Source organism: Gammaproteobacteria bacterium (assembly GCA_019911805.1).
Classification (GTDB): Bacteria; Pseudomonadota; Gammaproteobacteria; order Thiohalobacterales; family Thiohalobacteraceae; genus JAHJQQ01.
The window spans coordinates 1-25,409 of sequence record JAIOJV010000106.1; the positions used below are offsets into that span (position 1 = coordinate 1).

A 25,409-nucleotide genomic window follows, 5' to 3' on the forward strand; every position below is an offset into this window, starting at 1 on the left:
CCACAGACGGCGGCGGTTCCGGTAGTCACGGCGGCCGCGGTGCGTCCCGCCCCCCCCGCCGGCGACTGGCCGGCGCTGATCGATGCCCTGCAGCTGCGCGGCATGGTCCGGCAGCTGGCGGAGAATTGCACGCTGGCCGAGCAGTCCGAAGGGCGGATCCGGCTCCATCTCGATCCGATCCACACCCAGCTTCTCAGCCCGGCGCTGGAACGCAAGCTCGCCGAGGCATTGACGACCCACTTCGGTCGGGAGACCAAACTACACATCGAGGCGGAGGCGCCGGGCGAGGAAACACCCGCGCAGCAGCAGGCGCGCGCGAACCGCGAGCGCCAGGCCGCCGCCGAACAGGCCATCGCCGACGACGACAACATCCGCAACCTCGAAGAGACCTTCGGCGCCCAGGTGCAGCGCGATACGGTGCGGCCGGTGGAGTGAGGGAGATGAGTGAGGCGTGAGGCGTGAGGAGAAAAGATATTGGCCACGGAAACACACGGAAAACACGGAAAGAATGCCTTACCAAGATTCTGTGGGACCACGTGATGGATGGGCAGTTACACAGAATTATTTACGGGCTCATTTCTGGGTTTTCAATAAGAAAGTTTTCCGTGTGTTTCCGTGTGTTTCCGTGGCCATAACGAGTTTTACCCCTCACTCCTCACGCCTCACTCACCACCAACCAAGAGGAACACGCAATGAAAGGCGGTATAGGCAACATCATGAAGCAGGCGCAGCAGATGCAGGCGAACATGCAGAAGCTGCAGGAAGAACTCGCCAAGACGGAGATCACCGGTCAGTCCGGTGGCGGCATGGTCAGCGTAATCATGAACGGCCGCCACGAGGTACGTCGTGTGACCATCGACCCCAGCCTGCTGGCCGACGACAAGGACATGCTGGAGGACCTGATCGCCGCGGCGGTCAACGATGCCGTGCACAAGGTCGAGTCCACCAGCCAGGAGCGCATGGCCTCGATGACGGCCGGCCTGAACCTGCCGGCTGGCTTCAAGCTGCCGTTCTGAGCGCACACCCGTGGCGCATTCCCCGTGCATCGAGCGCCTGATCGAGGCGCTGCGTTGTCTGCCCGGCGTCGGCCCCAAGTCAGCGCAGCGCATGACCTACCAGCTGCTGGAACGCGATCGCGCCAGCGGCCGCCGCCTGGCCGAGGCGTTGCTCGCGGCGATGGACAAGGTCGGCAACTGCCGGCGTTGCCGGACCTTCAGCGAGGCCGAGGTCTGTACCCTGTGCACCTCGGCGGCGCGCGACGCGACGCTGCTGTGCGTGGTGGAATCGCCGGCCGATGTGGCGGCACTGGAACAGTCGACCGGCTACCGCGGCCTGTATTTCGTACTCATGGGCCACCTGTCACCGCTGGACGGCATCGGCCCGCAGGACCTCGGCCTCGATCTGCTGGAGGCGCGCCTGGCCGACGGTGAGGTGCGTGAACTGATCCTGGCGACCAACCCCACCGTCGAGGGCGAGGCGACCGCATATTACATCGCCGAGCTGGCCCGCACCCACGGCGTGCGCGCCACCCGCATCGCCCACGGCGTGCCGCTCGGTGGTGAACTGGAATATATCGATGGTGGCACGCTCTCGCATGCGTTCGCGGGCCGCCAGGATCTATAGCCCGTGGCTGGATCGGGATGGCCACGAAACCCACAAAGCCCACGAAACGAAATGAGCCCACCAACCGCATTGGCCACGGAAACACACGGAAGCACACGGAAGGCGTTGAAATGAAACAGCGCCATGAAGCACCGGCGCGTTACTTGGTGGGTGCGCAGGACGGGTGTGCGGCACATATGACCTTGTCGATGTTTTTCCGTGTCCTTCCGTGTGTTTCCGTGGCCAATGCGGGTTTTGGCATGACGCAGTTTTCGTGGGTCTAGTGGGTTCTGTGGATTTCGTGACCATCCGCTGGTGCCCACGTTGAACCCCGCGGCCGCTGGCGGTTTAATGCCCGCAGCACGGGATCGGACGAACCCGAACGAGGTGTGACATGAGTGATTGTCTGTTCTGCAAGATGGTGGCCGGTGAGATCAAACCCGATACGGTGTACGAAGACGATGAGGTGCTCGCCTTCCGCGACATCAACCCGCAGGCGCCGACGCATGTGCTGGTCATCCCCAAGATCCACATCTCGACGCCCAACGATCTGCAGCCGGAGCATGCCGCGCTGGTCGGCAAACTGTATCTGGCGGCACAGAAGGTGGCCGCGGGCGACGGCATCGCCGCGCGCGGCTACCGCACCGTCATGAACTGTCATCGGGAGGCCGGTCAGTCCGTCTTCCACATCCACCTGCACGTCCTCGGTGGTCGCCCCATGCACTGGCCGCCGGGCTGAGCGGCGGAACACCATTGCTGGCCGTGAACCCCGGGAGACGGCCTGCCTCAAGACCCCATCGGCCACGGAAGCACACGGAAAAACACGGAAGAACACCGACAAAATCACAGGCTTCACCCGCCATCCCGTGCCACTTGCCATGTGCCGGGGCAGGGCTTCGTGACGCGGGTCCATTCCGATGCCTTGCGTATGCTTCCGTGTTTTTCCGTGGCTGAAATAAGTGTCTTCAGGGGAAAAATACAGGGGTAGTCTTGGAATGAGGATTTTCCCTAGCCACGCTTCGCCAGCAGCCGGTCGAGCTGGTTGGCGAAGGCCTGGCGGTCGCCCTGGTTGAGGCTGGCGGGGCCGCCGGTCTCGACGCCACTGCTGCGCAGATCGGCCATGAAGTTGCGCAGCGACAGGGTCTCGCGGATGTTCTCCTCCGTATACAGCGTGCCACGCGGATTGAGCGCGATCGCGCCCTTGTCGATGGCACTGGCCGCCAGCGGGATGTCGGCGGTGATCACCAGATCGCCTGGCTGCGCCAGCTCCACGATGCGGTTGTCCGCGACGTCGAAACCCGCCGCCACCTGCATGGATTTGATGAACGGCGACGGCGGCGTGCGCAGTGGCTGATTCGCGACCAGCGTCACCGGCACCTGCGTGCGCACCGCGGCGCGGAACAGGATCTCCTTGATGACCGCCGGACAGGCGTCGGCATCGACCCAGATGTGCATGGAGGTTCTCAGCAAAAGATCGCCGCGGAAGATCGCGGCAAAGCCGTGACAGCTACGTTCTGCTGTCCCATAAATCTCCGTAACATGGTTCCGAGCAGCGACCGACAAGACCGTCGAGCCTACAGAGACAAGGTGAGACCGCACAGCGGTCGAGAAGGTGCCCTGGGGCATGTATTCACGGCGGGTCTTGTCGGTCGCCGCTCGGAACCATGTCCCCACAGCTGCTAACCATGCCAATAACCGCGCCAAGACCTGCCTGCTATCAGGCTATGCAGAACATTTATAGGACAGCAGTGATAGCCATGGAAAACACGGACATTTAAAAAGTGTATGGTTACGGTTCGTGGAAGACTGCCTGTCTCGAGACCCCATCGATCGTGCTGCCGCCCTTGCATGCCCTGATCACGTCCGTGCTTTCCGCGGTATTGCTTTCCTATCTTACTTGTCCTTGAGCAGGTCCTTCAGCGCGGCGAAGGGGTTGTGTACGGACGTCGGGCCGGACGTGCCGCTCGCCGCCGTCGTCTTGCCGAGGCCGGCGGCTTCGAGTTGACGCTGGTGCTCGTTGTCGTGGCAGTACAGACACAGCAGTTCCCAGTTGCTGCCATCAAGCGGGTTGTTGTCGTGGTTGTGGTCGCGGTGGTGCACGGTGAGTTCGCTCAGGTTCACACGCGTGAACTCACGACTGCAGCGGCCACAGATCCAGGGGTAGAGCTTCAGTGCCCGTTCACGATAGTCCTGCTCGCGGGCGTCGCGTTGGCGGTGGGCCGCGGCGACGACCCGGTCGAGCTTGTCGGTATCAGGGTTGCGGGTGGCCATGGGCAATCACTTCAAGGGGACGTAGTTCGGCAATCTACCCGATCGGGCCGGTTCAGTCCAAGGGGTGGATGTGGGTCTATGACGTCCCGGCGCTGAGATTCGCCGCCACGAACGGCCAGTTGATCAATGTCCAGAAGCCATTCAGATAGTCGGGGCGGACGTTGCGGTAGTCGATGTAATAGGCGTGCTCCCACACATCGCATACCAGCAAGGGCGTGCGGCCGGTGGTGAGCGGATTGCCTGCATTCCCCATGTTCTCCACCGACAGGCGCCCGTCGGTGCCCTGGATCAGCCAGGTCCAGCCGGAACCGAACAGACCGGCGGCGGCGGCGAGGAAGGCCTCACGCAGGCCGTCCACCGACTTGAAATCGCGGTTGATCGCGGCAAGCAGGTCGCCTTCAGGCTGACCACGGTGGTCCTGCGGGGCCAGACACTGCCAGTAGAAGGTGTGGTTCCACGCCTGCGCCGCATTGTTATAGATTGCGCCTTCGGCCGTGCGCACGAGGTCGTCGAGGGTCTTCCCGGCATCCGGGGTGTTCGCGATCAGTTTGTTGAGATTGTTGATATAGGCCGCATGGTGCTTCCCATGATGGAAGCGCAGCGTCTCTTCCGAGATATGCGGCGCGAGTGCGGTGGACGGGTAAGGCAGCGCGGGAAGTTCGAACGCCATGGTAGTGCCTCCTTGTGCCTGAGGTTAGGGAACGGAGTGGTTCGTTACTATGGATAGCAGAGCAGCGCCCGTTTTGCCATTTCCGGTACGGCATCTGTTGCTTTATGCCGAGTAATGATATCGCGGCAGGCTGGCCATGGCGGCCGCCGGCTGATCTTGTGTTGCCCTGTCCACCAGCATCAATCGGCCGACGGTGCCCCGCGGGTCTTCGCAGCGGCCCGCAGCCGCAGGTGCAGTGCCGCCTTGGCCAGCAGGTGCGCGCTCACCGGTGCGGTGATGAACAGAAACAGGGTGATGAGGAGCTCGTGCAGGCTGAGCCCCTCACCGCGGGTGGAGAAGTAGAGTGCCGAGCCGACGATCATGCCGCCGACGCCGAGGGTGGTGGCCTTGGTCGGGCCGTGCAGGCGCATATAGAAATCCGGCAGACGCGCGAGACCCAGCGAGCCGATGAAGGCGAAGCCGGCACCGGCAAGCACGCACAGTGCCACGAGTGCTTCGATCACGGTTTCGAACATAGTCGTCCCCCCCTATTCGATGATGTCGCCGCGCAGCAGGTACTTGGCGATCGCCACCGTGCTGACGAAACCCATCATGGCGATCAGCAACGCCGCCTCGAAATAGAGCGCCGTGCCGAGATGGATACCGAACAGTACCAGCAGGGCGATGCTGTTCACGTACAGCGTGTCCAGTGCCAGGATGCGGTCGGGCAGATCCGGGCCGCGCAGCACCCGCCAGAGGTTCAGCAGTAGTGCCAGTGCCATGAGGGTGAAGGCGACGGGGATGGCCAGGTCTAGCATGTGAAGATCTCCTGCAGCGGCGTCTCGTAGCGCTGTTTGATCTGCGCGACCAGCGCGTCGCTGTCGTCGACGTCCAGTGCGTGGATCAGCAGCGTGCGGCGGTCGACACTGATGTCGGCCGCGACCGTACCCGGAGTGAGCGACACGGCACTGGCGAGCAGGGTGATGGCGAACTCGTCATGCAGCTCGATGGGCATGCGGATGAATGCCGGGCGCAGCCGTGCCGTCGGACCGAGGATCAGCCGTGCGACGTGCAGGTTGGCGATGACGATGTCCCACAGCAGGCGCAGGCCGTAGCGGATCAGCAGGAGTGGCCGTCGGATACGCAGCGGCTCCGGCCAGAAGGCCTGGCTGAACAGTGGCACCAGCACGGCCAGCAACAGCGCGAACAGGATCGACCCCGGTGAGATGGAATTCATCAGCAGCAACCAGACAATGAACAGCGTCAGGCTGAGCAGTGGATGTGGCAGCCAGCGGCGCGGGTGGCGCGGGCGGCGTGAGTGGATCATGGGCGCGTCTCCCTGGCGGCGAGGGCGTAGGCGCTGCGGCCGTCATGGCCCAGCACGGCCGTGATGTATCCAGATGGATCGGCGAGTTGCCGGGCCGCGGCCTGGGTATAGGCCGTCACCGGCGCGGCGAACAGGCTCAGCAACGGGCTCGTACCGAGCAGCAGCACGGCGGCGGTGACCCGCAGGCGGTCGGCACGCCCGGCCACCGCCGGTGCGTCCCCGGTACGCCAGAACAGCCGGCTGCCGGCGCGGCTGAGTGCGATCAGCCCGAGCAGACCGCTGCCCAGCACCGCACCCCAGAACCAGGCGGTCTGCGCGCCGCTGAGCCCGGCGCCGGGGGTGGCCGCCGCCAGTAACGCCAGCTTGCCGACGAAGCCGCTCAGCGGCGGCATGCCGGCCACCGCCATGGCGGCGCTGAAGAACAGCACCCCCAGCAACGCCGGCTGGCGCAGCGGCGGCGCGACCGCCAGCAGCTGATCACCGTGCGCACCGCGCTGCCGGCGGATGTTGCCGGCGAGCAGGAACAGTCCGCCGGTCACCAGCGTGGTGTGCAGCAGATAATACAGCGCCGCACCCAGCAGCGCGGGGCCGCCCAGCGCGATGGCCGCCAACAGCGTGCCCACCGACACCACCAATAGATAGGCGATCAGGCCGCGCAGTTCGGTCGCCGCCAGCGCGCCGATCGCGCCCAGCACCAGTGTCGCCAGCCCCAGCGGCCACAGCCAGGGCAGGGCGACATCGGCGAGCAGCCCGGCCTGCGCACCGAAGATCAGGGTGTAGATGCGCAGGATGGCGTACACACCGACCTTGGTCATGATGGCGAACAGTGCCGCCACCGGTGTGCACGCCGCCGCGTAGGCGCGCGGCAACCAGAAATACAGCGGTAACAGTGCCGCCTTGAGCGCGAACACCACCAGCAACAGCAACGCGGCGGCGTGCAGCAGTGGCGCCTCCGCGGCACCGGCGTGCGCGACCCGCACCGCCATATCGGCCATGTTGAGCGTGCCGGTGAGGCCGTAGAGCGTACCGACCGCGAACAGGAACAGGCTCGAACCGATCAGGTTGAGTACCACGTAATGCAGCCCCGTACGGCTGCGCGCCGGTCCCTGGCCATGCAGCAGCAACGCATAGGAGGCGATCAGCAGCACCTCGAAGAACACGAACAGGTTGAACAGATCGCCGGTCAGGAAGGCGCCGTTCAGCCCGAGCAGCTGGAACTGGAACAGGGCATGGAAATGGCGGCCCGCGGTGTCGCTGCCGCGCAGCGCATACAGCAGTGCCGGCAGGGCGAGCGCGGCGGTCAGGACCAGCAGCAGCGCGCTCAACCGGTCGAGCACCAGGACGATGCCGAAGGGTGCCGCCCAGTTGCCGAGTGCATAGACCTGGTAACCGCCGCCATCCGCCCGCACGAGCAGCAGGATGGTGAGTGGCAGCAGCGCGGCGGTGGCAGCGAGTGCGATGGCGCGCTGCACGCGCAGCCCGGTCCGTCCACCCAGTCGTGCGCCGAGCAGCAGCACCAGCCCCGTGAACAGCGGCAGCAGGAGCGGTGCGATGACCCAGTGGCTCACGGCCGGTCCTCCCCGCTCGATCGTTCGACGGATCGGGGTACGCCGCCACGGCCGTCGACATGGTCGCTGCCCAGTTCGCCGCGGGCGCGCAGCGCGAGGATCACCACGAAGGCGGTCATGGCGAAGCCGATGACGATGGCCGTCAGCACCAGTGCCTGCGGCAGAGGATCGGTATAGGTATCGGCCTGGCCGATTACCGGCGGCCGGCCCGTGGTCAGCCGGCCCATGGCGAACAGGAACAGGTTCACGGCATAGGACAGCAGCGTCAGACCGAGCACCACCGGAAAGGTGTGCGCGCGCAGCAGCAGATAGGTGCCGCAGGCGGTCAACAGGCCGATGGTGATGGCGAACAGCAGCTCCATATCAGTGCGTCGCCCCGCGGGTCCGTTCCAGTACGGTGAGCTTGCCGAGATTGGCGAGGATCAGCAGCGTGGCCCCGACGACGGTCAGGTACACGCCGAGATCGAACAGCATGGCCGTCGCCAGCTCCAGCTCACCGACCAGCGGCACTTCGACATGGCCGAAGGCCGAGGTCAGGAACGGCCGTCCGAACCACCAGCTGCCAAGCCCGGTCAGTGCTGAGGTGAGCACGCCGCAGGCGATGACGACATGAAAATTGAAGTGCAGGCGCGGCTGTGTCCAGGCGACGCCGCTGGCGACATACTGCAGGATCAGCGCGACACCGGTGACCAGACCGGCAGTGAAACCACCACCGGGCATATTGTGGCCGCGCAACAGCAGATAGAGCGATACCAGCAGCGCCAACGGCAGCAGCGGCCGCGATACCGCGACCAGGATGAGCGGGTTACGGTCAGCGGCCCAGCGCCGGCCGCCGGCGTCCGTCTCCGGCAGCGGCAGACGCAGACCGTCGAGCAGGGCGAAGATGCCGAGTGCGGCGATCGCCAGTACCGTGATCTCGCCCAGTGTGTCGAAGCCGCGGAAATCCACCAGGATCACGTTCACCACATTGGCGCCACCGCCCCCGGGAATGCTGTTTTGCAGATAGAAACCGGAGAGTGTCTCGTAGGGCCGTGTCAGCACGCCCCAGGCCAGGGACGCCACGGCGAGGCCGGCCCCACCGGCCACCAGCCCGTCGCGCAAGCGGCGTGTACCCGAGGTCTCCGCCGGCGTCCGCTGCGGCAGAAAATACAGTGCGAGCATTAGCAGGATGATGGTGACCACTTCGACCGACAGCTGGGTGAGCGCGAGATCCGGCGCCGAAAAGCGCGCGAAGGCCAGCGACACCACCAATCCGACGACACCCAGCAACACCAGTGCCACGAGCCGCTGATGGTGCCAGATCACGGTCCCCACGGCGCTTGCCCCCAGCAGCAGGGCGCCGACCGCGGTCACTGCGTCGACGTCGGTCGTGGCGATCGGGCCGGTCAACGTCATGCCGTGCAGGCCCCAGCCGACCACGGCCAGTGCACTCAACAGCAGCAACACGACATAGCGTTGTAACGAACCGTTCTCCAGTACGGCCGTCAACCGCGTCGCCCACGCGATGGCCGCGGCGAGGGCGCGCTCGAACTGCACCTTGGCATCGAAACGCCACAGCAGGCGGTCGTGCAGGGCGAACAGCCGGTACCGCAGCAGGTACACGAACAGGCCGCCGGCCAGTGCGACGAGGCTCATCACCACGGCCAAGTTGAGGCCATGCCAGATCGCCAGGCTGTAGGCGGGCAGTGGACCGTCCGACACGCCGGTCAGCGTACTGGCGGCGGCCACCGCCAGCAGCGGTGCGATCGTCCAGGCCGGTACCATGCCCAGCAGCAGGCACAGGGCCGCCAGGACCTCCACCGGGATCCTCATGTAGCGGGGTGGTTCGTGCGGTGGCATGCGCGGCAGGTCGATCGGCTCGCCGTTGAAGAACACGTCGTGGATGAAGCGTACTGAATAGGCCACGGCGAAGATGCCCGCCAGGGCGGCCAGGACCGGCAGCAGCCAGGTCCACTCGGCGAGCTGTGACAGGTGCAGCGTCTCGGCGAAGAACATCTCCTTGCTCAGAAAGCCGTTGAACAATGGCACACCGGCCATCGACGCGGCCGCCACCATCGCCAGCGTGGCGGTGTGCGGCATGTACTTCCACAGCCCGTTGATCTGGCGCATGTCGCGGCTGCCGGTCTCATGCTCGATGATACCCGCGGCCATGAACAGCGACGCCTTGAAGATGGCGTGGTTGATGATGTGGAACACCCCGGCGACGGCACTCAGTGGCGTGCTCAGACCGAACAGCAGCGTGATCAGGCCCAGGTGGCTGATGGTGGAGTAGGCGAGCAGGCCCTTGAGGTCGTGCTTGAACAGTGCCGTGTACGCGCCGAACAGCAGGGTCGCCATGCCGGTACCGGTCACCAGATAGAACCACGGTTCCGAACCAGCCAGCGCCGGGTACAGCCGCGCCAGCAGGAACACACCGGCCTTCACCATGGTCGCCGAATGCAGATAGGCGCTGACCGGTGTCGGTGCCGCCATGGCGTGCGGCAGCCAGAAGTGAAACGGGAACTGCGCCGACTTGGTGAAGGCACCGAGCAGGATCAGCACCAGTGTCAGCGGATAGAGCGCATGCGCCTGGATGCGTTCGCCCGCCGCCAGTACCGTGGAAAGCTCGTAGCTGCCGGCGATCTGGCCGAGCAGCAGGATGCCGGCCAGCAGCGCCAGCCCGCCACCGCCGGTAAGGATCAGCGCCATGCGTGCGCCCTGACGGGCGTCGGCGCGGTGCTTCCAGTAGCCGATGAGCAGAAAGGAACTCAGGCTGGTGAGCTCCCAGAACAGGAACATCAGCAGCAGGTTCTCGGCCAGCACGATGCCGAGCATTGCCGCCATGAACAGCAGCAGCAGGCCATAGAAGCGTCCCATCGGATCGCGTTCCGACAGGTAATAGCGTGCATACAGGATCACCAGCAGGCCGATGCCGAGGATCAGCAGCGTGAACAGCAGCCCGAGGCCATCCAGACGCAGCGCCAGGTTCAGATCCAGGGCCGGAATCCACGGCAGGCTCACGAACAGGGTCTCGCCGGCGAACACCCGCGGCGCGAGGTCCAGCAGCAGCGCCAGCGCTGCACCGGTGATGGCGGCCGCCGACCAGGCGCAGGCTGTGCGTCCCATGCGAATGAACAGCGGCGGCAGCAGCGCGCCGAGCAGAGGTAGGAGGATGATGCAGGCCAGATTCATGAAGTCCGTTGCGGGTTGCGCGCCATCGCTGGCGCCGCGCGAGGGCGGCAGGCCGTGACTATACCGGGAAAAAAACACCGCTTCATCCGCGGCGCGACCGTGCTACGTCGGATAGTGTGTCTTCTCCCGTTCCAGCGCCTGCTGCAGCAGCGTGCGGTAACTCGCCAGACGACGCGCGTCGACGGCACCGCTTGCGACCGCGGCGGCGACGGCGCAGCCGGGTTCGTTGTGGTGACGGCAGTTGTGGAAGCGGCACTGGCCGGCGTAGGACGCAAGTTCGCGGAAGCCGCGCTGCAGATCCGCGGGCGTAGCCTGCCACAGCTGGAAGTCGCGCACGCCGGGAGAATCGATCAGGTCGCCGCCGCCGGGCAGGTGATAGAGTGTGGTCTCGGTGGTGGTGTGCCGGCCCAGGCCGCTCGCCACCGACAGCCGGCCGATGCGGATGTCGACGTCCGGCAGCAGCAGGCGTACCAGCGAGGACTTGCCGACACCGGACTGGCCGACCAGGATCGAGGTGTGACCGTTGAAATGCGGCATCAGCGTCGTCGCCTGGGTCGCGTCGCAGGCGCTGCTAAAGCGCACGCCGTAGCCGAGCGCATCGAAGGCGGCGAGGCGTTCCTCCAGCTGCGCGCGGGCGGCCGGCGCGAGCAGATCGGCCTTGTTGACCAAAACCAATGCACGCACGCCGATCAACTCGGCGGCCACCAGGTAGCGATCGATGAGCCCTTCGCTCAGCGGCGGTTCCGGCGCGCAGACGACGACGAGCTGATCCAGGTTGGCGGCCAGCGGGCGTTCGTTGCCGCGTGCATCGGGACGGGCCAGGAGGCTCGTGCGTGCCTCCAGATGCGTGACCACGCCCTGCCCCGGTGCCGTCGGCTGCCAGCGCACGCGGTCACCACAGACGATGCGGCCGAGCCGCTTGCGGGCGCTGCACAGGTGCAACCCACCCTGTGCATCCTCGACGATCAGATCGCGCCCGGAATGGGTAATGACCAGACCGGAGGTCTGCACCTTGACAGCGGTGCGGGCCCTTGCGGGTGCCTGGCTGCGGGACGCGCCGCGGCGATGGCCCATGGCGCTGCGCGGCGTCAGTCGGCGGCCGGGACGAGCGCGTCGATCCTGGCCGCGCAGATGAAATCGTTTTCCGACAACCCGCCGACGGCATGGGTGCTGTAGTGCACCGTGCAGCGGTTGTAGCCCACCTCCAGGTCGGGATGGTGATCCTCGCGGTGGGCGATCCAGGCCAGCGCGTTCACGAAGGCGATGGTCTCGTAATAGTTCTTGAAGCGAACGTCGCGCTGGATCGCAGCACCGCTATCGGCAAGCGACCAGTCGGCATGCAGTTCCCGCAGCAGCGCCTGTGCCTGCTCGGCGGGCAGGTGGGGATCACCCTTCTTCAGGCGTTGGCAGCGGCGTTCGGCGAGCGGGATCATGGCGTCACTGGAACTTGTAATAGGTGGTGTTGAGATACTGCACGACGTCGTCGATCTGCTCGTCGAACCAGGTCAGACCAAGGCTCTGTTCGCAGCGTATGACCTGCTTGCGCAGGCCGGCAAGTGAACCGACGCGATGATCCGCACGCGTATAGACACCGCTGTCGTGACACTTCAGGCAATGGGCGTCGTGCAGGGTCTTGCCGGCACTGAGGTCGGCGGCGGAAGCGCTGGTCACAGCACAGCCCAACGCGAATGTGGCGGTGTACAGGCAGTTGCGAAATACATTCATGCGATTCTCCTTGTATGCGGAATGCTGGCCACTCGCTGGAGCGGGCTCCTGCAAGCGGCACCATCACGCGTTTCCCTAAGCCCTGATGCCCAGTCTGGCCACGCGTACGGGTGCCGGCGGGTGGCTGTCGTGGAACGCAGAATACAACGGATCCGGTGTGAGTGTGCTGGCATTGTCACGGTAGAGCTTCACCAGGGCGTTGGCCAGGCTGGGGGCGGCCGTCTGCTGTACGGCGAAGGCATCGGCCTCGAACTCGTGCTGGCGCGACAAGCGGCTGAACAGTGGCTGCAGGAATACACTGAACACGGGTGCCGCGAGCATGAACAGCAGCAGCGCCATGTGTAGCGAGGGTTCACTCACGCCGAGGCCGTGGTAGAACGCCGGCTGGCCCGCCAGCCAGCCGAGCAGGGCCATGCCGGCGAGGCTCAGTCCGATGATGGCGCCGAGACGTTTCTGCACATGGCGATGCTTGAAGTGCCCGAGTTCGTGCGCCAGTACCGCTTCGATCTCGTCAGGCTCCAGTGCCTTCAGCAGGGTGTCGAAGAACACGATGCGCTTGTTGCGGCCGAGCCCCGTGAAGTAGGCGTTGCCATGACCCGAGCGGCGCGAACCGTCCATGACGAAGATACCTTCGCTGTGGAAGCCGCAGTGTGCCAGCAGGGTCTCGATGCGCTGCCGCAGTGCGTCGTCAGCCAACGGCGAGAAGGTGTTGAACAGCGGTGCGATGAAGGTCGGGTAGGCCCACATCATCAGCAGGCTGAAGCCGACCCATACCATCCAGACATACAGCCACCAGTAGGGGCCGGACGCCTGCATCAGCCACAGTACCAGGGCGATGAGCGGCGTACCGATGACGAGCAGCAACAGGGCCTGCTTGCCCAGGTCGCCGAGGAAGGTGGCGGCGCTGGTGCGGTTGAAACCGAAGCGTGCCTCCAGCCCGAACGTCATCCAGGCCCCGAAGGGTACGTCCAGCAGGCTGCCGATGAATAAGAAACTCATCATCACCACCACCCCGGTCGGCAGCGGCCCCCAGCCCGCCTGCGTCCACAGTGCATCCAACAGGGCCAGACCCCCGCCCAGCGTCCAGAGCAGCAGCAGGGCGTGGTCGTAGAGGAGTTCGGTGCGGCCCAGGCGGGTCTTGGCGGTGGTGTAGTCGGCCGCCTTCTGGTGAGTCGCGAGGGTGATGCGGTCGGCGAATGCGCCCGGCACGCGGTCGCGGCAGGTACGGATATGGGCGATGTGGCGGCCGGCCAGCCACTGCTGCAGCAGCAGCGACAGGATGACGGCGGCGACGAATAAGGCGGTGTAGGTGTTCATGTGCTCCGGATGACGTTCCACCGGGGGGTGGATAGGGTACTCTAGACTCTGTCCAGAGTAGCCTCTGATAGAATGCAACTCAACCATTCAAATGTGAAAAACAAGGTAACTTCATGACGCCGCACCCCGACAACCTGATCTGGATCGATCTGGAGATGACAGGGCTGGACACCAACACGGATTCCATCATCGAGATCGCCACCATCGTCACCGACGCCCAGCTCAACCTGATCGAGGAAGGCCCCGTGTTCGCCATCCACCAGCCGGATGCGGTGCTCGACGCCATGGACGATTGGAACAAGAATCAGCACGGGAGTTCCGGCTTGATACAGCGGGTGCGCAGCAGTCCTCTGAATGAGCAGGATGCCGAGCAGATGACGCTGGATTTCCTCAGGAAACACGTCCCCGCCAAGGCCTCGCCCATGTGCGGCAACAGTATCTGCCAGGACCGACGCTTCCTGGCACGCTGTATGCCCGACCTCGAGGCCTATTTCCACTACCGCAACCTCGATGTCAGTACGCTCAAAGAGCTCCTTCGCCGCTGGGCCCCGCACGCGCCGCAGTTCGAGAAGACCGCGGTGCACCTCGCCCTGGACGATGTCCGCGATTCCATCCGCGAATTGCTGTTCTATCGGGAGCGGTTCTTCCGCCTGCCCGGCACGTGAGGGGGCGCGCGCACAAGACGCTCGGGGCTACGGAGGCGCACGGAAAGCTACAGGGACTGGCAAGGTAGTCAGTTTTCCATTCCGTGTCTTTCCGTGTGCTTCCGTGGCCTATGTCTTGCAAGCTGTGGTGGCGCCAGTGCTTACGCCCGAAATACCAGGCCTCGTCCTTTCCATTCGACCGGCAGCCTGTCCCGGCGTGGATTTCGTGGCCGCAGCGGGGTTCCTTCACTCCACCTGCTCACCCGCCAGGTACAGCCAGGTCTCGACCACGGTATCGGGATTGAGCGACAGGCTGTCGATGCCTTCGTCCATCAGCCAGCGTGCCAGATCGGGGTGGTCTGAGGGCCCCTGACCGCAGATACCGACGTACTTGCCGGCCTTGCGACAGGCCTGGATGGCCATGCTGAGCAGCATCTTCACCGCCGGATCGCGTTCATCGAAGCGTGCGGCGACCAGGCCCGAGTCACGATCGAGTCCCAGCGTCAGTTGCGTCAGATCGTTCGAGCCGATGGAAAAGCCGTCGAAGTATTCCAGAAACCGGTCGGCCAACAGGGCGTTCGATGGGATCTCGCACATCATGATGACGCGCAGGCCGTTGACTCCACGCGCCAGGCCGTTGGCAGTCAGTGCCTCGGTGACCTCGCGCGCCTCATCCAGGGTACGGATGAAGGGAATCATCAGCTCGACGTTGGTCAGTCCCAGTTCATCGCGGACCTTGTGCACGGCGCGGCATTCCAGTTCGAAGCAGTCGCGGAAGTCCGGCGCGATGTAGCGCCCGGCACCGCGGAACCCAAGCATGGGGTTCTCTTCCTTGGGTTCGTAGGCGGCGCCGCCGGCGAGGTTGGCGTATTCGTTGGATTTGAAGTCCGACAGTCGCACGATCACCGGCTTCGGCCAGAATGCCCCGGCCAGGGTCGCGATGCCCTCGGCAAGCTTACCGACGTAGAACTCCACCGGCCCGCCGTAGGCTGTCGCCTGTTCGTCGATCAGGCGGCGCAGGTCGTCCGGCTGTGCGTCGTATTCGAGCAGCGCCTTGGGGTGCACGCCGATGGTGCGGTTGATGATGAACTCCAGCCGTGCCAGGCCGATGCCGTCGTTCGGCAGGAACTGGAAGTCGAAGGCGCGGTCGGGATTACCGACGTTCATCATGATCTTGAGTGGCAGCGGTGGCATGCGGTCCAGCGCGATCTCACGTACCGCAAACTCCAGCTGGCCGCGGTAGACGTAGCCGGTGTCGCCCTCGGCGCAGGAGATCGTGACCGCCTCACCGTCCGGGATGCGCCCGGTGGCGTCACCGCAGCCGACCACGGCGGGGATACCCAGCTCGCGCGCGATGATGGCGGCGTGGCAGGTGCGGCCGCCGCGGTTGGTGACGATGGCCGCGGCGCGCTTCATGATCGGTTCCCAGTCGGGGTCGGTCATATCCGTGACCAGCACGTCGCCGGGCTGCACGCGGTGCATGTCGGCGGTGCGTTCGACGATGCGCGCCGGACCCGCGCCGATGCGCCCACCGATGCTGCGGCCGGTGACGAGCGTCTCGCCGCGCTGCTTGAGCTCGTAGCGTTGCAGCGACTGGCCGCTGGTGTGGCTCTTCACCGTCTCTGGCCGCGCCTGCACGATATAGAGCTTGCCATCGACGCCATCACGCGCCCATTCGATGTCCATGGGCCGACCGTAATGGTCCTCGATGGTCATGGCGTGACGGGCCAGTTCCACCAGGTCGGCATCGTCGAGGGCGAAGCGCAGGCGTGCGGCGGGCTCGACCGCGACGGTCTCGACCGGGCTGCCGCCCCCGTCGGCATCGGGGCTGCCGTCGCGGTAGATCATCTTGATGGCCTTATCCCCGCGCTCACGGCGCAGGATGGCAGGGCGGCCCTGGCGGAGCAGCGGCTTGTGCAGATAATACTCGTCCGGATTCACCTGGCCCTGCACCACCGTCTCGCCCAGCCCGTAGGCGGCAGTGATGAACACCACGTCGCGAAAGCCGGATTCGGTATCCAGTGTGAAGATCACCCCGGAGGTGCCCAGATCGGCGCGCACCATGCGCTGCACGCCGGCCGACAGCGCCACCTGCTCGTGTTTGAAGCCGTGATGCTCGCGGTAGGCGATGGCGCGGTCGTTGTACAGCGAGGCGAACACGCGCCGTACGGCAGCCAGCACGGCGTCGATGCCGCGCACATTCAGGTACGTCTCCTGCTGGCCGGCAAAGGAGGCGTCCGGCAGATCCTCGGCGGTCGCTGAGGAGCGCACGGCGACGGCGACGTCCTTGCCGCCGTCGCGCTCCAACTGCGCATAGTCGGCGCGGATCTGCCGTTCCAGTTCGGCGGTCAGCGGTGTGGCCTCGATCCAGCCGCGGATACGCTTGCCGACCACCGCCAGCGCCTGCACGTCGTCGATGTCGAGGGGTTCGAGCTCCGCCTGGATGCGCGCGGCCAGGCCGTCCTGGGCGAGGACGGCACGGTAGGCATCGGCGGTGGTGGCGAAGCCGTTGGGCACCCGCACGCCGGCGGCGGTGAGTTCGCGGTACATCTCGCCGAGCGAGGCGTTTTTGCCACCGACCTGGGGCACGTCGCCCATACCGAGTGCTTCGAACCAGAGTACCTGCCGGCCGCTGTGCGTCTGTGTGTTCACGTCGTCTCCTCTGCTTGCGCCTGCGGCGCCTAAGGCTTACAAGGAGCTTAGCATCGGGTCTGCGGGGACGGAATGAGGTGAATCAAGCAAGGCGGCGCAGCGTATTTTTCGTCTCCGACCGGACGGGTATCAGCGTGGAGACCCTGGGGCGCGGTCTGCTGTCCCAGTTCGAGGGCATCGAGTTCACTATCATCGCCGTACCCTTCGTCGATACCGAGGAAAAGACGCGCGCGACCGTGGCGCAGATCGACGCCGCCGCCACGGAAGGCGCCCGGCCGCTGGTATTCTCCACCCAGGTCCGGCCGCAACTGCGCGCCATACTCAGGGCCAGCCGTGGCCTGTACCTGGATGTCTTCGAGACCTTCATCGGGGCGTTGGAGACCGAACTGCAGCAGTCGTCGTCGCAGTCCGTCGGCCGCGCGCACGGCCTGCAGGATGCCGGCCGCTACGACGCGCGCATCGATGCGGTCAATTTCACGCTCGGGGCCGACGACGGGATCGGCGTGCAGCACTATGCCGCGGCGGACGTCATCGTCATCGGCGTGTCACGCAGCGGCAAGACGCCGACCTGCCTGTACCTGGCCCTGCAATACGGCGTGCGCGCCGCCAATTATCCCTTCACCGAGGAGGACCTGGAAACGCTGCAGCTGCCGGAGCCGCTGCGCCCCCACCGCGACCGCCTGATCGGCCTGACCATCGCACCGGAACGGCTGCAGCAGATCCGCCAGGAGCGCCGCCCCAACAGCCCCTACGCCACGCTGCGTCAGTGCCACTACGAGGTACGGCAGCTCGAGGCGCTGCTGCGCCACGAACGCATCCGCAGCCTCGACAGCACGCACATGTCCATCGAGGAGATCGCCGCCAGCATCATGCACGAGTTGGGTTTGCAACGACGGCGGTGATCAGGTTGGCCACGAAATCCACGAAAGGGATACAGAGTAGGGTGCGTCGAGGCGCAGTCTGACGCACCATGCAGCGGCGGTGCGTCGCTGCTCCGGTCAGGTGATCACCGTCGGCCGGTCACGGCCGGTAAAACGGTGGATGCCGGCGATGTCAGCGGCGATACGGATCAGGTCGGCGAGCGCGCTCTGGCTGTCCAGGCCCTGCTTGGCGGGGTCGGCCTCGAAGCGTTCGAGATAGACACGCAGCGTGGCGCCGGTGGTACCGGTCCCGGACAGGCGGAAGACGATGCGCGAGCCGTCGGTGAAGCCGATGCGGATGCCCTGGTGGGTGCTGTGGCTGCCATCGATGGGGTCGGTGTAGGCGAAGTCATCACTGTACTCGACGGTGTAATCACCGTAGCGGCGTCCCGGCAGCGTGGCGAATTGTGCCCGCAGGCCGTCGATCAGCGCGTCAGCGTCGCTACTGTCCACGCCTTCGTAATCGTGACGCGCATAGTAGTTGCGGCCGTAGCGGTGCCAATGGTCCTGCAGGATCTCCGCGACCGACTGGCCCCGTACGGCCAGCAGATTCAGCCAGAACAGTACCGCCCACAGCCCGTCCTTCTCGCGCACGTGATCCGAGCCGGTGCCGAAACTCTCCTCGCCGCACAGCGTGACCTTGCCGGCGTCGAGCAGGTTGCCGAAGAACTTCCACCCGGTGGGTGTCTCGTAGCAGGGCAGACCCAGTGCCGCGGCGACGCGATCGGCGGCCTGACTGGTGGGCATGGAGCGCGCGATACCGGTGAGGCCCCTGGCGTAGCCCGGCACCTGTGTCGCGTTGGCGGCGAGTACGGCGAGGCTGTCGCTGGGGGTGACGAAAAATTTGTGGCCGAGGATCATGTTGCGATCCCCGTCACCGTCCGAGGCGGCCCCGAAATCCGGCGCGGCAGCACCGAAGAGGGTATCTGCCAGCTCGTGTGCATAAGTGAGATTCGGGTCGGGATGACCGCCACCGAAATCCTCGCGCGGTACCGCGTTCATCAGGCTCTCCGCCGGTGCGCCGAGGCGTCGCACCAGGATCTCCTCAGCGTACGGGCCGGTGATGGCGTGCATCGCGTCGAAGCGCATGCGGAAACGGCCATTGCCGAGCAGGGTGCGGATACGTGGAAAGTCGAACAGCGATTCCATGAGTGCGGCGTAGTCGGTGACCGGATCGATCACATCCACGGTCATCGCACCGAGGCGCTGTTCGCCCAGACGGTCGAGCGCTATATCATCGGCCTGCAGGATGTGATAGACGTCGATCATACGACTGCGAGCAGAGATCGCTGCGGTAATCTTCTCTGCTGCGGGCCCGCCGTTGTCGGTGTTGTATTTGATACCGAAGTCTTCCGTCGGACCGGCCGGATTATGGCTGGCGGAGAGGATGATACCGCCGCAGGCCCGGTGCTTACGGATCACGCACGAGGCCGCCGGTGTCGACAGCAGGCCACCGCGGCCGACCAGCACACGTGCCACACCGTTGGCCGCAGCCATCTTCAGGATGATCTGGATAGCCGTGAGATTGTAGTAGCGGCCGTCACCGCCCAACACCAGGATGGCACCGCGCAGGGTCGGCACACTGTCGAAGATGGACTGGACGAAGTTCTCCAGATAGTGTGGCTGCTGGAAGACGGTAACCTTCTTGCGCAGTCCGGAGGTTCCCGGCTTCTGATCGCTGAAGGGTGTGGTGCGTACTTCGGTGACCTGCATGACGTGGTTGTCTCCGCTGCTGTGTGGGCGAGAAATGGACGGATGTAGTATAGCCTGGGTGTGCCGCTACTTTGGTTCATGGCAGTCCCTGAACGTAAAAACTGTGCTTGCTATGGAAGTACACAGAAGCACACGGGCAGGGTCATAGGCTGCACACAACAGCCCACGTCACTTGTCACGTACCGGGGCAGTGATTCGTGACGCGGTTTCATTTCGGGGGACTTCTGTGGCTGAAATGAATTTATTGGGTAAACGTTATGGGGCGGTAGTGAATTCGGTTGCGTGCAGCCGGCGTCCGGCCGCAGGTTTTGACTATGGTATGATGCCCCCATGCTGCTAAGCGAGCACACTCCAGTCCGCCGTCGCCAGGTCCATGACCTGGGCGAACTTATGGCCATCTACGAGTGCAACTACATCCGATTACGCCAACTGCTACCCGGCCTCACGGCCGCGGCGATGGGTAGCGTGTCGCGGGTGGAAGGGGCGCTCGACCTGCACCTGCGCGTCGTCGAGCGTAACCGCTACACCACGACGCTGCACCTGACCTATCTGTTCAAGGACGAACTGGGTCTGTTCCCGGCCCCGGACATCCAGGTCAGGATCTACCATGATGCGCGGTTGGCCGAGGTCCTCAGCTGTGGTCGCTTGCGCAGCCGGCGCGAGGCCGCGCGCAACTGCTGGCGGCGTGATTCCAGTCTCGACGACAAGTGGCGCATCAACCGCTTCCTGCAGAAGTGGTTGGGTTACTGCCTGCGCCAGGGGCATCGCTTCCGGGCCACCCCTGACGCTGTCTGCGTGTCGGCCGGCAGCTGGCCCGAGGTCCTGGCCGAGTTCGCCTGCGAGGCCCGGAAACCCGCCTGAATTCAGCGTGGCAACATTCTGATCATCGTTGGTCTGCACCATCGCTGGTTCTTGATCAGGGCACAGCCCGCCACTGTCAAACGGGCGGAGTATCGGCGATTCCACCGTGTCCACCGTGTATGCCAGCATCAATCGTGCTGGCAGGCGGACATCGCGCTGTACTGGACCTGCAATGCGTGAATGCCCGCATTCTCCTGTGGGTGTGGCGGGGCATCGATGTCCATCGTTCCCTCTCATCCAGATATATATCAATATCCGTGCCTCGAGGCGTGGCCCGACAGTATGCTGCTGTGAGACCCTGGTCACAGTTTTGTCGGCCGTATCGTCGACAATGGGCTCACTTCACATGGGCGTGGGGGGATGCTGATGTTCAAGCTGATTGCGGTAGGAGGGGGGCTCGGTCTGGCGGGTCTGGTGGGCCTCGTCGGCCAGGCACTGGCGAACGCGGTCATGGGCGTGATCGGGTTGGGCGTCGCGCTGTTCTTGCTGGCCATCGGGCTGGAGGTCGTTGCGGGCCTCGTCGAACGCACTGCGCGGCGGAGCAACGATATCCGCTAGACCGCGCGGGTGTCAGCCTACGATCCTTACGTACGATCTCTTGCGCCTGATGCGGCTTATGCCGGAGCGGCCTTCATCCATACCAGCGTCCGGTTGTTGGCCGGCATGGCATAATCATTCAGCAGATGCAGGCCCGCTGCAGTCGCCAGCCGGTTCAGATTCTCGAAATTCCGCACACCGCTGTTCGGGTCGCGCGCCTTCAGCCACTGATCGAAACGCGCATTGCTCTCGCTGGTGAACTCCCCGCCATAGTTGAACGGTCCGTAGAGGCAGAAGCGCCCACCGGGCGCAAGCACGCTACCGATACCGGCAAACATCGCTTCCACCTCCGGCCAACCCATGATGTGCACGGTGTTGGCACTGAACACCCCATCGAAATGTCCCCCAGGCCAGACATCGCGGCGCACGTCCAGTGTCAGCGGTGGACGCACATTGTCCACTGTCGCGGCGTCGATCCACGCCTGGATACCGGCGTGATACTCGGTGACGTCGCTGGTCTGCCAGATGAGATGCGGCAGGTGCTCGGCGAAGAACACGGCATGCTGGCCCGTGCCGCTGCCGATCTCGAGGACGTTCTGCACCGCCGCGAATTCGATGCGCAATACCTCCAGGATCGGGTGCTTGTTCTCCTCACAGGATTCGGCGAAGGGTTTCATGTGTGATCACTGCTACTCAATAAACCAAAAAAAACGTATTTGCCACGGAAGCACACGGAAAACGCAAACAAGATCAACTGTTTCACAGAGCAGCCCCATGTCACCCGTCAGGTGCTGAGTCAGAGCTTCTGCGGCACGGTTTCATTACAACGTCTTCCGTGTGCTTCCGTGGCTGAAATCAGTGCTTTTAAAGTAAAGTTCATGGGGCAGTAATGAGAAAGAAGACATTCAAATCTGCTCCCCCAGCACCCGCGCGATCTCGTCATCGGTCAATACGATGGGGTTGGTCTTCATGCTGCTGCCGCGGCTGTGGGCGACGATCCGTGGAATATCTCCGGCCGTGACGCCGTAACGGGCCAGGCGCGGCAGCCGCAGGCGCTCGGTCCAGTCCTGCAGCAAGGCGACCAGGTCCGCCCAGGCGGCGGCCGGTTCGCGGATGCGGCGCGCGCACAGGATCTCGGCCAGGCGCGCGTACCTGGCGAGCGCGGGGCCGTCCGGGTCGCGTGCCTGCAGTGCCTCGATGTTCACCTGTGTGGCGCTCGCCACCAGCGTGCCGCACACCACACCGTGCGGAATCGGGAAGAACGCGCCCATGGGCGCGGCCAATCCGTGCACCGAACCCAGTCCGACCTGTGCCAGCGTGATCCCGGAGATCAGCGCCGCGTAGGCCATGCGGCTGCGCGCGGCAGCCGCATCGCCCGTGCCTTCGTGCCAGGGCAGCAGGCCATCGCGCGCCGCGCGCAGGCCGCTGATGGCGAGCGCATCGGTGCAGGGGTTCGCGCGCAGCGACAGATAGGATTCGATCAGCTGGGTCAGCGCATCCATGCCATTGGCGGCGATCAGTTCCGGCGGGCAGCTGGCCAGCAGGTCGGGATCGACCACCGCGTACTCCGGCACCAGCCGTTCATCGCGGAAGGACTTCTTGAAGCCGTCCGCGCCCGGCTGGCTCAGCACGGCGTTCTTGGTCGCCTCGCTGCCGGTGCCGGCGGTGGTGGGCACGGCGATGAAGGGTGTCGTCGGGCCGCGGTAGGGCTTTTCCGGGCCGACACCTTCCAGGTATTCCATGACGGAATCGCCGACGCGCAGCAACCCGGCGATGGCCTTGGCCGCATCCAGGACGCTGCCGCCACCGATGCCGATGACGACGTCATGGCCGCCGTCCTGGAATTCGGCGACGGCGGCATCGACCAACTGCGGCGAGGGTTCACCGTTCACCTGCATGGAGTCCCAGACGAGATCGCGCTTGCGCAAGCCATCGAGCAGCCACGCCCAGGCAGGCGTGGCGCGGAAAGTCTGTGCACCGGTGATCAGCAGCACCCGGCTGCCGTAGCCGGCGGCAAGTTCCGGCAGCAGCCCGATGCGCCCGGCACCGAACTCGATACGCGGCAGGCGCGCGAGCGAGAACGCCTCGATCATTCAGCGACTCCGATCATGGGGAACAGGCCTCGATAGGAACTCCCCTGACGCGGCTGCGTCATCCAGTCGGCTACCTGATCGCGCCACCGGCGATAATGTGCAGTCTCCTTGTGCGCCACGGCCGCCACCACATCCGTATAGGCCTCGTAGAGCACGAAACGGGTGGGGTCTTCCGGCGACTGCAGGACATCGAAGCGCAGATTACCACTCTCCTGGACGGAGGCACGGTGGTTCGTGCGCGTCGCTTCGATGAACTCCATGACCCGTTCCGGTTTTACGCTCACGTGGACGAGAGTGACATGCATGCTGATGTCCTAGGGCCTGTTAACACGATTCGCACCGCGGCGACGGACGAGGCACAAGCCTAGCGATTCATGCCCGGGTTGCCAAGCGCAGCGGTGCGCTCATGGTGCCCCGCTGAGCTGCGTGCTGCGGCGGTGTGGGATATCGAGGCACTGCTCCGGACCCAGTGGCACGATACCACGGGGATTGAGTTCGGGGTGGCTGCGGTAGTAGTGGTGCTTGATGTGGTCGAATCGGACGGTCTCGGCGATACCCGGCCACTGGTAGAGTTCCAGCATGAACTGGTACAGGTTGGGATAGTCGTGGATGCGGCGGAGGTTACACTTGAAATGGCCGACGTACACGGCATCGAAGCGGATCAGGGTAGTGAACAGCCGCCAGTCGGCCTCGGTGATGCGCGTCCCGGCGAGATAGCGTTGCTGGCCCAGGCGTGCCTCCAGTTCGTCCAGTGTCTCGAACAGGCGGGTGAAGTTGCGCTCGTAGGCGTCCTGGGTGGTGGCGAAGCCGGTACGGTATACGCCGTTGTTGACGTGTGCGTAGACCACCGCGTTGACAGTATCGATCTCGCTGCGCAGCTCCACGGGATAAAAATCCGCACTCGCGTCGCCCCAGGCATCGAAGGCGCTGTTGAGCATACGGATGATTTCCGAGGATTCATTGTTGACGATGGTGTGGCGGTGCTTGTCCCACAGTACCGGCACCGTGACCAGGCCGGTGTACTGCGGGTCCGCCCGCGTATACACTTGATGCAATGTGTCGTAGCCGGTCACCGGGTCCGGGCCGGCACCGGGGAAATCACCGAAGTGCCAGCCCTCCGGGCCCATGTACGGATGCACCACGGATACCGAGATCGCGTCTTCGAGTTTCTTCAGTCTGCGGAAGATCAGCGTGCGATGCGCCCACGGACAGGCGTAGGAGACGTACAGGTGATAGCGGCCCGCCGCGGCCTCGAACCCGCCCTCGCCCGTCGGGCCGGCGCTGCCGTCGGGTGTGACCCAGTTGCGGAACTGGGACTCCATGCGTTCGAATTCGCCGTCCTTCGTCTCGGCGTCGAGCCAGGCGTCGAGCAGCTTGCCATCCTTCATCAGACTCATGTCGTTTCCCCTGGTACTCGTGACCTCCGGGTGTCGAGGCGACACGCCAAGTATAGGCGGACGGCGCGCGAGTGCGGTCAGGGCAGGTCGCCGCGGAGTTCCACTACCTGCGTGATATCGCCCTCCACGCGCCAGCGCAGATCGAAATCCAGCAGGCGCATGCCGTATACGCGTCCCGGTGGTTCGTCCTCGCGGTAGGCCGGGCGCGGGTCGGCACCGAGTACCTGCTCGATCAACCGGCGCAGCCGGGGCTGCGTGGCCTCACGCGTGCGCAGCTGTGCCTCTGCCGCTGGTGTGAAGTGCACGTGCAGCCGTGGCTCAGGCGCGCCGGCGGCGAAACCGCCGCGTGCTGTCGGGATACTGTCGGCGTAGGGTACGTAAGGTTTTATATCCAGCACCGGCGTACCGTCGACCAGATCGGCGCCGCGTAGATGCAGTACCAGCCGGCCATCCTCGCGGCCATAGCCGGCCAGTTCCACCACCGACAGCCCGATGGGATTGGGACGGAACATCGAACGGCTGGCGAACACCCCGACGCGGATGTTGCCGCCCAGGCGCGGTGGTCGCACCGTCGGCTGCCAGCCCTGCGCGGCCGTCGCGTGGAACGCGAACAGCAGCCACACGTGCGAGAACCCGGCCAGACCCTCCAGCGCCTCGTCACGGTCGTAGGGCGGCAGCAGCTCCAACCTCGCCTGCGCCGCCGTGGCGATGCCCGGCTGGCGTGGCACGCCGAACTTCTCCTTGAAGGGCGAATGGACGATGCCGATGGGTGTGAAGGTGAAGCGCATGGGAGCAGGTATGTCGTACACGCACCGAGGGCACGGGTAATCCGTAGTGGCCGAAAGAATACGGACTACTATTGGAGGCAGCAACCGGATACCGAAGGGAGGACACGAGCATGGCGGCACGTATTTATGCAGGCGACCCCGAGATTCCCCCGACCAGCCCACCCGAGGCCCCAC

The 25,409-nt window shown here is 65.0% G+C and carries 28 protein-coding genes; 8 read left to right on the top strand and 20 right to left on the bottom strand.

What is annotated here, in order from left to right; translation table 11 throughout:
- From K8I04_13405 to K8I04_13420, 4 genes are all read left to right on the top strand, one after another.
- On the top strand, nucleotides 1-435 hold a 435-nt coding region (locus K8I04_13405), incomplete at its 5' end, for a DNA polymerase III subunit gamma/tau (GenBank protein ID MBZ0072708.1).
- A 257-nt stretch (nucleotides 436-692) separates the two neighbouring features.
- A complete protein-coding gene (locus tag K8I04_13410) occupies nucleotides 693-1,016 on the top strand; it encodes a YbaB/EbfC family nucleoid-associated protein (GenBank protein ID MBZ0072709.1) in 324 nt (107 codons plus the stop codon).
- 10 nt (nucleotides 1,017-1,026) lie between these two features.
- Nucleotides 1,027-1,623 (top strand): recombination mediator RecR, encoded by a 597-nt coding sequence (recR, locus tag K8I04_13415; GenBank protein MBZ0072710.1) that lies wholly within the window; start codon nucleotides 1,027-1,029, stop codon nucleotides 1,621-1,623.
- A gap of 373 nt (nucleotides 1,624-1,996) precedes the next feature.
- Nucleotides 1,997-2,341, top strand: coding sequence for a histidine triad nucleotide-binding protein (locus K8I04_13420; protein MBZ0072711.1), 345 nt, complete (start codon nucleotides 1,997-1,999; stop codon nucleotides 2,339-2,341).
- Nucleotides 2,342-2,610: 269 nt separating this feature from the next.
- Here K8I04_13420 and K8I04_13425 read toward each other — a convergent pair whose 3' ends face one another.
- The 13 genes from K8I04_13425 to K8I04_13485 all read right to left on the bottom strand — a co-directional run bounded on the left by K8I04_13425 (nucleotide 2,611) and on the right by K8I04_13485 (nucleotide 13,630).
- On the bottom strand, nucleotides 2,611-3,057 hold the full coding sequence (locus K8I04_13425) for a YaiI/YqxD family protein (protein ID MBZ0072712.1): 447 nt from the start codon (nucleotides 3,055-3,057) through the stop codon (nucleotides 2,611-2,613).
- Nucleotides 3,058-3,495: 438 nt separating this feature from the next.
- On the bottom strand, nucleotides 3,496-3,873 hold the full coding sequence (locus K8I04_13430; GenBank protein MBZ0072713.1) for a YajD family HNH nuclease: 378 nt from the start codon (nucleotides 3,871-3,873) through the stop codon (nucleotides 3,496-3,498).
- Nucleotides 3,874-3,949: 76 nt separating this feature from the next.
- Nucleotides 3,950-4,543 carry a superoxide dismutase [Fe] gene (locus tag K8I04_13435; GenBank protein ID MBZ0072714.1) on the bottom strand — a complete coding sequence of 198 codons (594 nt, stop codon included), beginning with the start codon at nucleotides 4,541-4,543 and terminating at the stop codon, nucleotides 3,950-3,952.
- Nucleotides 4,544-4,722: 179 nt separating this feature from the next.
- The gene (locus K8I04_13440; GenBank protein MBZ0072715.1) at nucleotides 4,723-5,058 is read right to left on the bottom strand and encodes a Na+/H+ antiporter subunit G; all 336 of its coding nucleotides are present in this window, start codon (nucleotides 5,056-5,058) and stop codon (nucleotides 4,723-4,725) included.
- 12 nt (nucleotides 5,059-5,070) lie between these two features.
- Nucleotides 5,071-5,340 carry a K+/H+ antiporter subunit F gene (locus K8I04_13445; protein ID MBZ0072716.1) on the bottom strand — a complete coding sequence of 90 codons (270 nt, stop codon included), beginning with the start codon at nucleotides 5,338-5,340 and terminating at the stop codon, nucleotides 5,071-5,073.
- The gene (locus K8I04_13450) at nucleotides 5,334-5,849 is read right to left on the bottom strand and encodes a Na+/H+ antiporter subunit E (GenBank protein MBZ0072717.1); all 516 of its coding nucleotides are present in this window, start codon (nucleotides 5,847-5,849) and stop codon (nucleotides 5,334-5,336) included. The genes K8I04_13445 and K8I04_13450 overlap by 7 nt, the downstream gene beginning before the upstream one ends.
- A complete protein-coding gene (locus K8I04_13455) occupies nucleotides 5,846-7,417 on the bottom strand; it encodes a monovalent cation/H+ antiporter subunit D (protein MBZ0072718.1) in 1,572 nt (523 codons plus the stop codon). Before K8I04_13455 ends, K8I04_13450 begins: the two co-directional genes overlap by 4 nt.
- On the bottom strand, nucleotides 7,414-7,779 hold the full coding sequence (locus tag K8I04_13460) for a Na+/H+ antiporter subunit C (protein ID MBZ0072719.1): 366 nt from the start codon (nucleotides 7,777-7,779) through the stop codon (nucleotides 7,414-7,416). The genes K8I04_13455 and K8I04_13460 overlap by 4 nt, the downstream gene beginning before the upstream one ends.
- A 1-nt stretch (nucleotide 7,780) precedes the next feature.
- Nucleotides 7,781-10,588 carry a monovalent cation/H+ antiporter subunit A gene (locus tag K8I04_13465; GenBank protein ID MBZ0072720.1) on the bottom strand — a complete coding sequence of 936 codons (2,808 nt, stop codon included), beginning with the start codon at nucleotides 10,586-10,588 and terminating at the stop codon, nucleotides 7,781-7,783.
- Nucleotides 10,589-10,690: 102 nt separating this feature from the next.
- Nucleotides 10,691-11,662, bottom strand: a complete 972-nt coding sequence (gene rsgA, locus K8I04_13470; protein ID MBZ0072721.1) for a ribosome small subunit-dependent GTPase A — start codon at nucleotides 11,660-11,662, stop codon at nucleotides 10,691-10,693.
- Between the two features lie 14 nt (nucleotides 11,663-11,676).
- Nucleotides 11,677-12,021 carry a 4a-hydroxytetrahydrobiopterin dehydratase gene (locus K8I04_13475; GenBank protein MBZ0072722.1) on the bottom strand — a complete coding sequence of 115 codons (345 nt, stop codon included), beginning with the start codon at nucleotides 12,019-12,021 and terminating at the stop codon, nucleotides 11,677-11,679.
- Between the two features lie 4 nt (nucleotides 12,022-12,025).
- Nucleotides 12,026-12,313 (bottom strand): cytochrome c, encoded by a 288-nt coding sequence (locus K8I04_13480; GenBank protein MBZ0072723.1) that lies wholly within the window; start codon nucleotides 12,311-12,313, stop codon nucleotides 12,026-12,028.
- A 75-nt stretch (nucleotides 12,314-12,388) separates the two neighbouring features.
- Entirely contained in the window at nucleotides 12,389-13,630 is a 1,242-nt protein-coding gene (locus K8I04_13485; GenBank protein MBZ0072724.1) for a M48 family metallopeptidase, read from the bottom strand.
- Between the two features lie 113 nt (nucleotides 13,631-13,743).
- Between K8I04_13485 and orn the strand changes: the two genes are divergently transcribed.
- Nucleotides 13,744-14,295, top strand: a complete 552-nt coding sequence (gene orn, locus K8I04_13490; protein ID MBZ0072725.1) for an oligoribonuclease — start codon at nucleotides 13,744-13,746, stop codon at nucleotides 14,293-14,295.
- A gap of 225 nt (nucleotides 14,296-14,520) precedes the next feature.
- Here the strand turns inward: orn and ppsA are convergent, their stop codons facing one another.
- Nucleotides 14,521-16,872, bottom strand: a complete 2,352-nt coding sequence (gene ppsA, locus K8I04_13495) for a phosphoenolpyruvate synthase (protein ID MBZ0072726.1) — start codon at nucleotides 16,870-16,872, stop codon at nucleotides 14,521-14,523.
- Between the two features lie 131 nt (nucleotides 16,873-17,003).
- Here ppsA and K8I04_13500 point away from each other — a divergent pair, with 131 nt between their 5' ends.
- Nucleotides 17,004-17,828, top strand: coding sequence for a kinase/pyrophosphorylase (locus K8I04_13500; GenBank protein ID MBZ0072727.1), 825 nt, complete (start codon nucleotides 17,004-17,006; stop codon nucleotides 17,826-17,828).
- Between the two features lie 96 nt (nucleotides 17,829-17,924).
- On the opposite strand, the gene K8I04_13505 is transcribed toward K8I04_13500, so the two are convergent.
- Complete coding sequence (locus tag K8I04_13505; protein MBZ0072728.1) at nucleotides 17,925-19,559, bottom strand: alpha-D-glucose phosphate-specific phosphoglucomutase; 1,635 nt, start codon at nucleotides 19,557-19,559, stop codon at nucleotides 17,925-17,927.
- Nucleotides 19,560-19,889: 330 nt separating this feature from the next.
- On the opposite strand from K8I04_13505, the gene K8I04_13510 reads away from it, so the two are divergent.
- Together K8I04_13510 and K8I04_13515 are read left to right on the top strand one after the other, a co-directional pair.
- A complete protein-coding gene (locus K8I04_13510) occupies nucleotides 19,890-20,420 on the top strand; it encodes a DUF1249 domain-containing protein (GenBank protein MBZ0072729.1) in 531 nt (176 codons plus the stop codon).
- Between the two features lie 366 nt (nucleotides 20,421-20,786).
- Nucleotides 20,787-20,978 carry a hypothetical protein gene (locus K8I04_13515; GenBank protein MBZ0072730.1) on the top strand — a complete coding sequence of 64 codons (192 nt, stop codon included), beginning with the start codon at nucleotides 20,787-20,789 and terminating at the stop codon, nucleotides 20,976-20,978.
- A gap of 56 nt (nucleotides 20,979-21,034) precedes the next feature.
- Here the strand turns inward: K8I04_13515 and K8I04_13520 are convergent, their stop codons facing one another.
- From K8I04_13520 to tsaA, 5 genes are all read right to left on the bottom strand, one after another.
- Entirely contained in the window at nucleotides 21,035-21,634 is a 600-nt protein-coding gene (locus K8I04_13520) for a DUF938 domain-containing protein (protein ID MBZ0072731.1), read from the bottom strand.
- Between the two features lie 228 nt (nucleotides 21,635-21,862).
- Nucleotides 21,863-23,050, bottom strand: coding sequence for an iron-containing alcohol dehydrogenase (locus K8I04_13525; GenBank protein ID MBZ0072732.1), 1,188 nt, complete (start codon nucleotides 23,048-23,050; stop codon nucleotides 21,863-21,865).
- The gene (locus K8I04_13530; protein ID MBZ0072733.1) at nucleotides 23,047-23,355 is read right to left on the bottom strand and encodes an antibiotic biosynthesis monooxygenase; all 309 of its coding nucleotides are present in this window, start codon (nucleotides 23,353-23,355) and stop codon (nucleotides 23,047-23,049) included. The genes K8I04_13525 and K8I04_13530 overlap by 4 nt, the downstream gene beginning before the upstream one ends.
- A gap of 99 nt (nucleotides 23,356-23,454) precedes the next feature.
- Nucleotides 23,455-24,447: a glutathione S-transferase family protein gene (locus K8I04_13535; protein ID MBZ0072734.1), complete on the bottom strand. Its 993-nt coding sequence runs from the start codon at nucleotides 24,445-24,447 to the stop codon at nucleotides 23,455-23,457.
- A 77-nt stretch (nucleotides 24,448-24,524) separates the two neighbouring features.
- Nucleotides 24,525-25,235, bottom strand: a complete 711-nt coding sequence (tsaA, locus tag K8I04_13540; protein MBZ0072735.1) for a tRNA (N6-threonylcarbamoyladenosine(37)-N6)-methyltransferase TrmO — start codon at nucleotides 25,233-25,235, stop codon at nucleotides 24,525-24,527.
- Nucleotides 25,236-25,409 lie beyond the last annotated feature (174 nt).

What these genes read in the sequence shown, in the direction of transcription:
- K8I04_13410 (MBZ0072709.1), top strand. Translation starts at nt 693, where the DNA reads ATGAAAGGCGGTATAGGCAACATCATGAAGCAGGCGCAGCAGATGCAG.
- K8I04_13420 (MBZ0072711.1), top strand. Translation starts at nt 1,997, where the DNA reads ATGAGTGATTGTCTGTTCTGCAAGATGGTGGCCGGTGAGATCAAACCC.
- K8I04_13425 (MBZ0072712.1), bottom strand. Translation starts at nt 3,057, where the DNA reads ATGCACATCTGGGTCGATGCCGACGCCTGTCCGGCGGTCATCAAGGAG.
- K8I04_13430 (MBZ0072713.1), bottom strand. Translation starts at nt 3,873, where the DNA reads ATGGCCACCCGCAACCCTGATACCGACAAGCTCGACCGGGTCGTCGCC.
- K8I04_13435 (MBZ0072714.1), bottom strand. Translation starts at nt 4,543, where the DNA reads ATGGCGTTCGAACTTCCCGCGCTGCCTTACCCGTCCACCGCACTCGCG.
- K8I04_13440 (MBZ0072715.1), bottom strand. Translation starts at nt 5,058, where the DNA reads ATGTTCGAAACCGTGATCGAAGCACTCGTGGCACTGTGCGTGCTTGCC.
- K8I04_13445 (MBZ0072716.1), bottom strand. Translation starts at nt 5,340, where the DNA reads ATGCTAGACCTGGCCATCCCCGTCGCCTTCACCCTCATGGCACTGGCA.
- K8I04_13450 (MBZ0072717.1), bottom strand. Translation starts at nt 5,849, where the DNA reads ATGATCCACTCACGCCGCCCGCGCCACCCGCGCCGCTGGCTGCCACAT.
- K8I04_13460 (MBZ0072719.1), bottom strand. Translation starts at nt 7,779, where the DNA reads ATGGAGCTGCTGTTCGCCATCACCATCGGCCTGTTGACCGCCTGCGGC.
- K8I04_13465 (MBZ0072720.1), bottom strand. Translation starts at nt 10,588, where the DNA reads ATGAATCTGGCCTGCATCATCCTCCTACCTCTGCTCGGCGCGCTGCTG.
- rsgA (MBZ0072721.1), bottom strand. Translation starts at nt 11,662, where the DNA reads ATGGGCCATCGCCGCGGCGCGTCCCGCAGCCAGGCACCCGCAAGGGCC.
- K8I04_13475 (MBZ0072722.1), bottom strand. Translation starts at nt 12,021, where the DNA reads ATGATCCCGCTCGCCGAACGCCGCTGCCAACGCCTGAAGAAGGGTGAT.
- K8I04_13480 (MBZ0072723.1), bottom strand. Translation starts at nt 12,313, where the DNA reads ATGAATGTATTTCGCAACTGCCTGTACACCGCCACATTCGCGTTGGGC.
- K8I04_13485 (MBZ0072724.1), bottom strand. Translation starts at nt 13,630, where the DNA reads ATGAACACCTACACCGCCTTATTCGTCGCCGCCGTCATCCTGTCGCTG.
- orn (MBZ0072725.1), top strand. Translation starts at nt 13,744, where the DNA reads ATGACGCCGCACCCCGACAACCTGATCTGGATCGATCTGGAGATGACA.
- ppsA (MBZ0072726.1), bottom strand. Translation starts at nt 16,872, where the DNA reads ATGGGCGACGTGCCCCAGGTCGGTGGCAAAAACGCCTCGCTCGGCGAG.
- K8I04_13505 (MBZ0072728.1), bottom strand. Translation starts at nt 19,559, where the DNA reads ATGCAGGTCACCGAAGTACGCACCACACCCTTCAGCGATCAGAAGCCG.
- K8I04_13510 (MBZ0072729.1), top strand. Translation starts at nt 19,890, where the DNA reads ATGCTGCTAAGCGAGCACACTCCAGTCCGCCGTCGCCAGGTCCATGAC.
- K8I04_13515 (MBZ0072730.1), top strand. Translation starts at nt 20,787, where the DNA reads ATGTTCAAGCTGATTGCGGTAGGAGGGGGGCTCGGTCTGGCGGGTCTG.
- K8I04_13520 (MBZ0072731.1), bottom strand. Translation starts at nt 21,634, where the DNA reads ATGAAACCCTTCGCCGAATCCTGTGAGGAGAACAAGCACCCGATCCTG.
- K8I04_13525 (MBZ0072732.1), bottom strand. Translation starts at nt 23,050, where the DNA reads ATGATCGAGGCGTTCTCGCTCGCGCGCCTGCCGCGTATCGAGTTCGGT.
- K8I04_13530 (MBZ0072733.1), bottom strand. Translation starts at nt 23,355, where the DNA reads ATGCATGTCACTCTCGTCCACGTGAGCGTAAAACCGGAACGGGTCATG.
- K8I04_13535 (MBZ0072734.1), bottom strand. Translation starts at nt 24,447, where the DNA reads ATGAGTCTGATGAAGGATGGCAAGCTGCTCGACGCCTGGCTCGACGCC.
- tsaA (MBZ0072735.1), bottom strand. Translation starts at nt 25,235, where the DNA reads ATGCGCTTCACCTTCACACCCATCGGCATCGTCCATTCGCCCTTCAAG.